The sequence below is a fragment of the Trebonia sp. genome, from assembly GCF_030042015.1.
Lineage (GTDB): Bacteria > Actinomycetota > Actinomycetes > Streptosporangiales > Streptosporangiaceae > Trebonia.
Genome location: NZ_JASIAL010000093.1, coordinates 1 through 9144 on the forward strand (window position 1 = coordinate 1; position 9144 = coordinate 9144).

Below are 9144 nucleotides of genomic sequence, written 5' to 3' on the forward strand. Positions count from 1 at the left end.
CGAGCCCGGCAGCTGACAGCAAGGCGTCACATGCCGCGTGCACGGCGGCGTCACCGTCGGAATGTCCTGCCAGGCCAGTCTCCCCGGGCCATTCCAGCCCCGCCAGGTGCAGCACGCGCCCCGCCTCGAACGGATGCACGTCAACCCCAAGCCCAACCCGCGGCATGTTCTCCACCGCAGCAGGTTACCGTGACCGCACATACCAGCCCGCCCGCACGATCCCCGGAGCAGGCGCGCCGTTAAGGCGCAGCCGGGGGGTCGCCACCCGGGAAGGTCCGCTACTCGCCCACAGGATCCCCGGAGCGGGTGCGCCGTAAAGGCGCAGCCGGGGGTTCCAGGGGGTCGCCCCCCCGGACCTAAATCGCGAGCACCTCGTCGAGCAGGGCTTCGGCCTTGTCCTCGTTGGTCTTCTCGGCCAGCGCCAGCTCACTCACCAGGATCTGCCGGGCCTTGGCGAGCATCCGCTTCTCGCCGGCGGACAGGCCACGTTCCTTGTCCCTGCGCCACAGATCCCTGACGACCTCGGCAACCTTGTTAACGTCACCGGAAGCGAGCTTCTCCAGGTTGGCCTTGTACCGCCGCGACCAGTTCGTGGGCTCTTCGGTGTGCGGGGCACGGAGCACCTCGAACACCCGCTCTAGCCCTTCCTGACCCACCACATCCCGCACGCCGACAAGCTCCGCGTTGTCTGCGGGCACCCGTACGGTCAGGTCACCCTTGTCGACCTTCAGGACTAGATAGGTCTTCTCCTCGCCCTTGATCGTCCGAGTCTCGACGGCTTCGATGCGAGCAGCCCCATGGTGAGGGTAAACGACGGTATCGCCGACCTTAAAAGACATCTGGCAAGTACCCCTTCCGCTGGAGGCTATCTTACCATGACCCGGACCAGCGATAAAATGCCCTTGATGGCAAATATGCAGGTCAATAAGCTAATTTCGAGCATACGCCAAGGCACTCAACAGGCATATGGGCCAGCCAGGCACGATGCGCAGCTGCGTTGGGCCGACCTCGGTCAGCTCGCCAGTACTACGGGTCCCGCACGTCACCGCTGACGACGGAACTTTAGTCTACCTGAGGATCACCGTCGGCTCTGGGAATCGCGGCCGGTGAGTCCGCGTGCCGCCAGCGCTGGCTCATACTGGAAGGGAGAGGGGCCGCGGCCTGCCGCCGCGGCCGGAAGAGGTACCCGTGAGCTTCGCCAGCGAGCCGGAGCGGGACGATGGCAACCTGCCTCCGGTGAACATTGTGATCCCGGACGATGCCCGGGAGCTCGATCGCGACGTGCTGGCATACCGCCGGGAGCTGCGCGCACGGCGACGGCGGCAGCGGATCATGCGGCTGTTCCGGCCGTTCGCCCGCGGCGGGTCCGGCGGGCATGCCGCGATCGTGCCGCTGATAGCGACCTGCGCCGCGCTGTTGCTGCTCGCGGGCGCGATGCTCTCGGTCATCACGATCAGCCCGGCATCCGCGCCAGCGTCCTCCGCGACGCCCACCCAGCCAGCCGGGACCGCGCTGACCAGCCTGCCGGCCGGAACCGTGCAGCTTGACGACAGGACAGTGCAGGTGCGGAGCCTGCGGAGCTCGGCACTCGCGCTTGTGCCCGCGGACTGCGACTGCGGCCCTGCGCTGCGCCGCCTGGCCGGCCAGGCGGCCGCGGCACACGTCGCCTTGTACTTCGTGGCGGCGGGGACCGCCATTGCGCAGCTGGCGGACCTGACGGCACGGTACGGCGGCGGCACCGCGGTGGCGGTCTACGACAGGAGCAACGTGCTCGGCGCCGCCTATCACCCGCACGGCCTCACCGTTGCCCTCGTCTACAGCGACGCCACCGCGCGGGTGCGCCGGACCCTGCCGGCCGGCTTCCAGCTCGGCCCGGATCTGCGCGAGCTCAGGTTGCCCGGCAGCCGGGCCGTCAGCTGAGCGCCAGGAACAGCCGAGCGCCAGGAACAGCCGGACCCCCGGCGGGGAAGCGCCGGCCCGGCGCGTCGGGCGCGGCGAGTACCGATACGATTTCTACGGCCTGTAGTGGACCGGCAGGCCGCGTGGCCGCCACGGGAGTGCTCGCATCCCTCCCGTCACCAGTACCGAGGAGGCATTCGCGTGATCCGCAGCAGCTCCGGGAAGACCGTGGCGCGCCGCCTGCTGATCGGGATCGGTGCCATGGCCCTGCTGACCCTGGCTACCGCCGGGTGCGAGGCCGGGCTCAACGCCCCGACGCTCGAGTTCCACCAGGCGTCGGCAGGCACCCACACCGTGTTCGACGGAATCACGATCAGCAACGCTTTCGTGCTCGCCGCCCCGTCCGGCTCTTCCCTGCCGGCCGGCTCGTCCGCCGGCCTGTTCCTCGGGCTCTTCAACGGCGGGTCAAGCTCCGACGCGCTGGTGAGCGCGTCGGCGCCCGGCGCGGCCGCCAGCGTCAAGCTCACCGGCGGCACGATCAGCCTCCCCGTGAACTACCCCGTCTACCTGACCGGGCCGGAACCGCACGTCGTGCTCAACGGCCTCAAGAAGCCGCTCAGCGGCGGGCAGACGGTCGTGGTGACGCTGAACTTCCAGCACGCCGGCTCGCTCACGATCACCGTCCCGGTCGAGCCGCAGTCGTACTACTACGCGACCTACTCCGCGGCACCGACCCCCACCCCCAGCGCTTCCGCCACCAAGACGCCCGCGGCCAAGACGAGCGCCACGCCGTCGCCGTCGCCGTCCAGCTGACCGGATAGCCGTCGGCTGGGACAGTCGCGGCTGATCGTTCGGAATAATCTAAGCGGTCAGCCGACAGACTCGAACTTGTAGCCGAGTCCGCGGACGGTGACGATGTGCCGCGGCCTGGCCGGGTCGGTCTCGATCTTGGCCCGCAGCCGCTTGATGTGCACGTCAAGCGTCTTCGTGTCACCCACGTAATCCGCGCCCCACACCCGGTCGATGAGCTGCATCCTGGTCAGCACCCGGTCGGCGTTGCGGAGCAGGACCTGCAGGAGTTCGAACTCCTTCAGCGGAAGCTGCACGGGCTCGCCGCGGACGCTGACCACGTGCCGCTCGACGTCCATCCGCACCGGGCCGGCCTCAAGCGTCGCCTCGGCGACCTCCTCGACGTCGCCGCGGCGGCGCAGCACGGCCCGCATGCGGGCCACCAGCTCACGCGAGGAGAACGGCTTGGTGACGTAGTCGTCGGCACCGAGTTCAAGGCCGACCACCTTGTCGATCTCGCTATCCTTGGCGGTCAGCATGATGACCGGCACGCTGGACCGTTCCCGCAGCGACCGGCAGACCTCGCTGCCCGGCAGGCCGGGCAGCATCAGGTCAAGCAGTACGAGGTCGGCCCCGGTGCGGTCGAAGGTCTCGAGCGCATCCGGGCCGGTCGCGCAGACGGCCACCTCGAACCCCTCCTTGCGGAGCATGTACGAGATCGCGTCGCTGAACGACTCCTCGTCCTCGACCACGAGCACGCGTGTCAATGAAGTCCCTCCTGACGGGGTATCCGGGATAGGGCGGGAATTTTAGGCGCGTATCCGATCGGCGCTTGTGCCGTCATGCTCGCTCCGCAGTGGTAGCCACAGGGTGAACGTAGAGCCCGCGCCTTCCACGCTCCGCACGGTCACCCGGCCGCCGTGGGCGGCCGTCACGTGCTTCACGATGGCGAGCCCGAGCCCGGTGCCGCCGGTAACCCGCGAGCGGGCCGGGTCGACACGGTAGAAACGCTCGAAGATCCGCTCCAGGTCACGTTCCGGGATGCCGATGCCCTGGTCGGTCACGCTGATCTCGACGCCGCCGTCGCCTGGCTTCTTCACGCACACGACCACCCGAGTGCGCTCCGGGCTGTAGACGACCGCGTTCTCAAGCAGGTTCCGCACGGCGGTGACCAGCAGGTCCTCCTCGCCGAGCACGAACAGGCCGCGGACCCCGATGGACGCGAGCGTGATGCCGCGCGCGTTCGCCTTCATCCGGCACCGGTCAAGTGCCTCGGCGACCACCGCGTCCACCTCCACCGGGCGCGGATCGGGCATCGGTTCCGCCGCCTGGATCCGGGACAGCGTGATGAGGTCCTGCACGAGGAACGTCAGCCTCGCCGCTTCCTGGCGCATGCGCCCCGCGAACCTGCGGACCGCATCGGCGTCCTCGGCGGCGTCCTCGATCGTCTCCGCCAGCAGGGCGAGCGCGCCGACAGGGGTCTTGAGCTCGTGGCTCACGTTGGCGACGAAATCCCTGCGGACCTCTTCCACGCGCCTGCTCTCGGTCTGGTCTTCGGCGAGCACGAGAACGAGGCCACCGCCGCCCACGGTCCCCGACAGCGGCGCGACCCGGACCGCGAAGCTCGTGGTCCGGCCGCCGAACCGCGGCACAGGGACCTCGAACTCGCCTTCGCGGATCTCGCCGTCACGGCGGACCTGCCGGGCGAGGGCGAGCAGCTCGCTCACCATCAGCCGGTCACCCTTGACGATCCCGAACGCCCGCGCCGCGGAACTGGCGCGCAGTACCCGGTCCTCGCTGTCCACGACAACGGCGGACGACGAAAGGACGGACAGCACGGAGGCGATTCCTGGCGGGAGCTTCGCCGGCTGTTGCGCCGCGCGCAAGCGCGCGCTGCGCGGCTGCCGCACCCCGGCGCCGGCCCGCGTCCTCAGCACCACGCGAGATCCCGGACCAGCGCTGATGCACGGGACGAAGGCAGCGTGCATCGATGTGACCAGTCCATACTCACGTATCCGATGGTATGCGGATGTGCCCCGGCGTCCACAATCGGCAGGTTGCGGGAAATTTCACTCTTTTCCGGATGTTCACTTCGAGGATTATTTCTGGACACGTCTTATACATACAAAAGTCGTCATCCGGCCGTGTGGCCGGGGGTTCCGCTGCGACAGTCGCGGCACCCCGTGCGCCAGCGGGACGCCGCGAGGTCATTGTCAGCGGCCCTGGTTCTTAACGGCTTCGGCGGCGGCGACCGCGGCTTCCGGGTCCAGGTAGCGCCCGCCTGGCTGCACGGGACGGAACGCCGCGTCAAGTTCGTAGAGCAACGGGATGCCTGTGGGGATGTTGAGCTCGGCAATCGCCGCTTCGCTGATCCCGTCGAGGTGCTTGACCAGGGCGCGCAGCGAGTTGCCGTGCGCCACCACGAACACCGTGCGGCCCGCGGCCAGATCGGGGACGATGCCGTCGTACCAGTACGGCAGCATCCGGGCGACGACGTCCCGCAGGCATTCCGTGCGCGGCCTGATCTCCGGCGGCAGCGACGCGTAGCGCGGATCGCCGGCCTGGGAGAGGGGGTCGTCGTCCGCGATCGGGGGCGGCGGGACATCGTACGACCGGCGCCACAGCATGAACTGCTCGTCGCCAAACTCCTCGCGGGTCTGCGCCTTGTCCTTGCCCTGCAGGGCCCCGTAATGGCGCTCGTTCAGCCGCCACGAGCGGTGCACAGGCAGCCAGCCGAGCCCGGCCACCTCCAGCGCCACGTTCGCGGTCGCGATCGCGCGGGTGAGCACCGAGGTGTGCACGACATCGGGACGCAGCCCGGCGTCGGCCAGCATCCGCCCGGATGCCGACGCCTCCTGCACGCCCTTCGCTGCCAGCCCGACGTCCACCCAGCCGGTGAACAGGCCCTTGGAGTTCCAGTCGCTCTCGCCATGGCGCAGCAGCACGAGGGTTCCCATACGGGTAAGCCTAGCCGCCGCCCAGCGGGGCGCCCTGCAGGGCAAGGTGCGCAAAGCCGCGCGGGAACACGAATAGGGCGGTCGCGGTTGGTTACAACTGTGTCTACGGTGCCCCAGCGCGTCCCGCGGCGAATCGCCACTCTCAGCGTTCACACGTCACCGCTCGACCAGCCTGGTACCGGCGACGCCGGCGGCCTGAACGTCTACGTCGTCGAAGTGGCCAAGCGCCTGGCGGCCTGCGGCACCGAGGTAGAGATCTTCACCCGCGCGGTCTGCCGTGACACCCCGCCGCTGGCCGAACTCGCGCCAGGGGTCCTGGTGCGCAGCGTCGTGGCGGGCCCGTTCGAAGAGCTCGACAAGACCGAACTGCCCGCCCACGTCTGCCAGTTCACTCTCGAGGTGCTGCGCGCCGAGGCCGAGGCCGAGCCGGGCAGGTATGACCTGGTGCACGCCCACTACTGGCTGTCCGGCAAGGTCGGGGCAGCCGCGAAAGAGCGGTGGGGCGTCCCGCTCGTGCAGTCGATGCACACGCTCGGGAAGGTCAAGAACGCGGCGCTCGCCGCGGGCGATTCGGCTGAGCCCGACGACAGGATCCGGGGCGAGCACGAAGTGGTGTCCGCCGCTGACCGGCTGATCGCCAATACCGCCGAGGAGGCGCGCCAGCTCACCGAGCTGTACGGGGCCGACCCCGCCAAGGTGCGGACCGTCAACCCCGGCGCCGACCTGAGCGTTTTCCGGCCCGGCCCGGCGGGCGCGCGGCAGCGGGCACGGCGCAGGTTCGGCCTGGCACCCGACGACGTGGTCCTGTTGTTCGTGGGCCGGGTGCAGCCGCTCAAGGGGCCGGACATCGTGCTGAAGGCCGCGGCACGGCTGATGCAGGCGGACGCCGAACTCGCCAGCACGCTCAAGGTCGTGCTCGTCGGCGGTCCGAGCGGCCGGGCCGAACGCGCTGACCCGCACCGGATGCGGGAGCTGGCGGCTGCGCTCGGCATGGACGGCGCCGTCCGGTTCGAGCCGCCGTGCCCGCAGCCCGAGCTTGCCGACTGGTACCGGGCGGCGACGGTCGTCCTGACCCCGTCGCATTCGGAGTCTTTCGGCCTGGTGGCACTCGAAGCCCAGGCGTGCGGCACGCCCGTGGTGGCGGCGAGCGTCGGCGGGCTGCGCACAGTGGTACGGGACGGCTACTCCGGTGTCCTCGTGGACGGCCATGACCCGGCGGAGTGGGCGCGGGCCATCAGGCAACTGATCCGCGCGCCCCGGCGCCTGCGGGAACTCTCGGCCGGCGCCCTGCGACACGCGTCCGGGTTCGGGTGGTCCGCCACAGTCGACCGGCTTGCCGCGGTGTATACCGGTGCCATGGACGAGGCAGCAGCGCAGGTCGGGGCGTAGCGGACATGGCGCCGCACGATGCCGAACCGTCCCGCGGCCTGGTGCCGCCGGGCGATGCGATCGCGGCGGTGCTCGATGAACTCGGCCTGGACTACACCCGCCCCGAGCCGGGCGCCTGCCTGGTCCGCCTCGCGGGCGAGCATAAGCTCGCCACCATGACCTGGCTGATCGCCGGCCAGCACAGCCTGCAGGTGGAGGCCTTTTTCTGCCGCCAGCCGGATGAGAACCACGCGGCCTTCTACCGGTTCCTGCTCGAGCGCAATGGCCGCATGTACGGCGTGCACTTCGCGCTCGACGCGGCAGGCGACGTGTACCTGACCGGTCGCCTGCCGCTCGCCGCGATCTCCGAGGCGGAGATCGACCGCCTGCTCGGGTGCGTGCTCGCCTACTCCGACGAGACGTTCAACGAGGCGCTCAGGATCGGCTTTGGCTCCGCGATCCGGCGGGAATGGGAATGGCGGGAGAAACGCGGTGAAAGCCTGGCCAACCTGCGCCCGTTCGCGTCCCTCATCGGCGACCGGGGCGCGAAAACCTACGTCGACGACCATCCGGACCCGTCGTGACCGGAATTTACCTAGCCCTGCATCTGCACGGACCGCACATTCGGGTGCATCTGCCGCACGCGCCGCACCTGACCGTCCATCTGCTGCTGTGCGTGGTGTTCGCGCTGGCCACCGCCGCCAGCAACGCCACCGCGTCCGTGCTGCAGCGCAAGGCGGCCGCCCAGGTGCCGCCCGAGCGGTCCATGCATTTGTCGCTGATGGCCGACCTGATCCGGCGGCGGGTGTGGCTGGCCGGGATCGGCATGGTCATCGTGGCCGCGGTGGCACAGGCGGCAGCGCTCGCGACCGGCCCGATCGCCCTCGTGCAGCCGATCTTCATCATCGAGCTGCCCGTCACGCTGGTGCTGGCCACGCTGCTCATCCGGCACGGGACGGTCAACCAGCTGCCGTGGCGCGCGATCATCGTCACCACGCTGGCCCTCGGCGCCGGGCTGGCCATGGCCCAGCCAAGCGGAGCCGCCGCCTCCGCGCCAGACTCCAGCTGGGTGATCGCCCTGATCGTCACCGCCTGCTTCGAGGCCCTGCTCATCACCACCGCGATAGGCCTGCGCGGCGAGCCGCGGGCGGCGCTGCTCGGGCTGGCCGCCGCCTGCGGTTACGCGCTGACCGCGGCGCTGATGAAGAACGCGATGTCCGATCTGGCGGCCGGAGCGGTCCAGTTCTTCACGTCGTGGCACATCTACGCGGCCGCCGCGGCCGGCGTCGGCTCGCTGTTCCTGCTGCAGAACGCGCTGCAGGCAGGCAGCCTCGTCGCCTCCCAGCCGATGCTCACCGTCGGCGACGCGCTGATAAGCATCAGCTACGGTGTCACCCTGTTCAACGAGGATCTGCGCATCGGGTGGTGGCTGCCCGCGGAGATCCTCGCGCTCGCGGCGATCGTGATGGGCTGCGTGCGTATCGCGAAATCGCCACTCGCTTCGGAGAACGCGCCTATGGTTAAGGAAACCGCGCCGACGGTACAGTAACGTCGTGAACAGGCTGGGCGAACTCGAGCGGGCCATCATGGAAGTCCTCTGGCAAACGGAGTCGTCACTGACGGTCAGACAGGTCAGCAACGGGCTCACCCAGCGCAACCTGGCCCATACCACCGTGATGACGGTGCTTGACCGGCTAGCGAAAAAGGGGTTCGCCCGCAGGGAGCGGGACGGCCGTGCCTGGCGGTACCGGCCTGCGGCGACCCGCGAGGCATACGTGGCGGAACTCATGCTGACCGCGCTCGAGCAAACTGGTGACCGCGATGCCGCACTCGCCAGGTTCGCGCAGAGCGTGTCAGGCGCCGAGGCAGTGGTCCTGCGCGAGGCGCTGGCACGGCTCGAGCGGGAGCAGCGCGAGCAGCAAGCCGAAGGAGACAGCGAGATCGGGTTATGGGGGAACTGGCCGTCGCGGCGCTGCTCGCCGCGGTCGCCGTAGGGAGCACGCAGAGCGCGAGCGTGCTGCTGCGCGCTTCCTGGCCGCGCAGGTCCCCGGCGGCCGCGATTTTGCTGTGGCAGGCCCTCGGCCTGGCCGGCGGCCTCGCCGCGGTAGGCGCGCTGCTCGCGGCCGGCGTC

At 69.8% G+C, this 9144-nt stretch carries 11 protein-coding genes and 1 pseudogene; 7 read left to right on the forward strand and 5 right to left on the reverse strand.

Annotated features, from left to right (window positions below):
- Both Q1N79_RS04625 and Q1N79_RS04630 read right to left on the reverse strand, forming a co-directional pair.
- Positions 1–166, reverse strand: a 166-nt coding sequence (locus Q1N79_RS04625) for a 2-C-methyl-D-erythritol 2,4-cyclodiphosphate synthase (protein ID WP_300604898.1), incomplete at its 3' end; no start/stop codon positions are given.
- 190 nt (positions 167–356) lie between these two features.
- Positions 357–839 carry a CarD family transcriptional regulator gene (locus Q1N79_RS04630; protein WP_300604872.1) on the reverse strand — a complete coding sequence of 161 codons (483 nt, stop codon included), beginning with the start codon at positions 837–839 and terminating at the stop codon, positions 357–359.
- 397 nt (positions 840–1236) lie between these two features.
- Here Q1N79_RS04630 and Q1N79_RS04635 point away from each other — a divergent pair, with 397 nt between their 5' ends.
- Together Q1N79_RS04635 and Q1N79_RS04640 are read left to right on the forward strand one after the other, a co-directional pair.
- Complete coding sequence (locus Q1N79_RS04635) at positions 1237–1920, forward strand: hypothetical protein (RefSeq protein ID WP_300604875.1); 684 nt, start codon at positions 1237–1239, stop codon at positions 1918–1920.
- 180 nt (positions 1921–2100) lie between these two features.
- Complete coding sequence (locus Q1N79_RS04640) at positions 2101–2712, forward strand: copper chaperone PCu(A)C (protein WP_300604878.1); 612 nt, start codon at positions 2101–2103, stop codon at positions 2710–2712.
- A gap of 56 nt (positions 2713–2768) precedes the next feature.
- Here the strand turns inward: Q1N79_RS04640 and Q1N79_RS04645 are convergent, their stop codons facing one another.
- The 3 genes from Q1N79_RS04645 to Q1N79_RS04655 all read right to left on the reverse strand — a co-directional run bounded on the left by Q1N79_RS04645 (position 2769) and on the right by Q1N79_RS04655 (position 5645).
- Positions 2769–3455, reverse strand: a complete 687-nt coding sequence (locus Q1N79_RS04645) for a response regulator transcription factor (RefSeq protein ID WP_300604881.1) — start codon at positions 3453–3455, stop codon at positions 2769–2771.
- A 42-nt stretch (positions 3456–3497) separates the two neighbouring features.
- Complete coding sequence (locus tag Q1N79_RS04650; protein ID WP_300604901.1) at positions 3498–4598, reverse strand: ATP-binding protein; 1101 nt, start codon at positions 4596–4598, stop codon at positions 3498–3500.
- A gap of 303 nt (positions 4599–4901) precedes the next feature.
- Complete coding sequence (locus tag Q1N79_RS04655) at positions 4902–5645, reverse strand: phosphoglyceromutase (RefSeq protein WP_300604884.1); 744 nt, start codon at positions 5643–5645, stop codon at positions 4902–4904.
- 108 nt (positions 5646–5753) lie between these two features.
- On the opposite strand from Q1N79_RS04655, the gene mshA reads away from it, so the two are divergent.
- From mshA to Q1N79_RS04680, 5 genes and pseudogenes are all read left to right on the forward strand, one after another.
- A complete protein-coding gene (mshA, locus tag Q1N79_RS04660) occupies positions 5754–7034 on the forward strand; it encodes a D-inositol-3-phosphate glycosyltransferase (RefSeq protein WP_300604886.1) in 1281 nt (426 codons plus the stop codon).
- A 5-nt stretch (positions 7035–7039) separates the two neighbouring features.
- Positions 7040–7597 (forward strand): YbjN domain-containing protein, encoded by a 558-nt coding sequence (locus Q1N79_RS04665; protein ID WP_300604889.1) that lies wholly within the window; start codon positions 7040–7042, stop codon positions 7595–7597.
- Entirely contained in the window at positions 7594–8562 is a 969-nt protein-coding gene (locus Q1N79_RS04670; RefSeq protein WP_300604891.1) for a DMT family transporter, read from the forward strand. Before Q1N79_RS04665 ends, Q1N79_RS04670 begins: the two co-directional genes overlap by 4 nt.
- A 4-nt stretch (positions 8563–8566) precedes the next feature.
- Positions 8567–9007, forward strand: coding sequence for a BlaI/MecI/CopY family transcriptional regulator (locus Q1N79_RS04675; protein WP_300604894.1), 441 nt, complete (start codon positions 8567–8569; stop codon positions 9005–9007).
- Positions 8962–9144, forward strand: a pseudogene (locus Q1N79_RS04680) (M56 family peptidase); the annotation flags it as partial. The gene Q1N79_RS04675 and the pseudogene Q1N79_RS04680, both read left to right, overlap by 46 nt.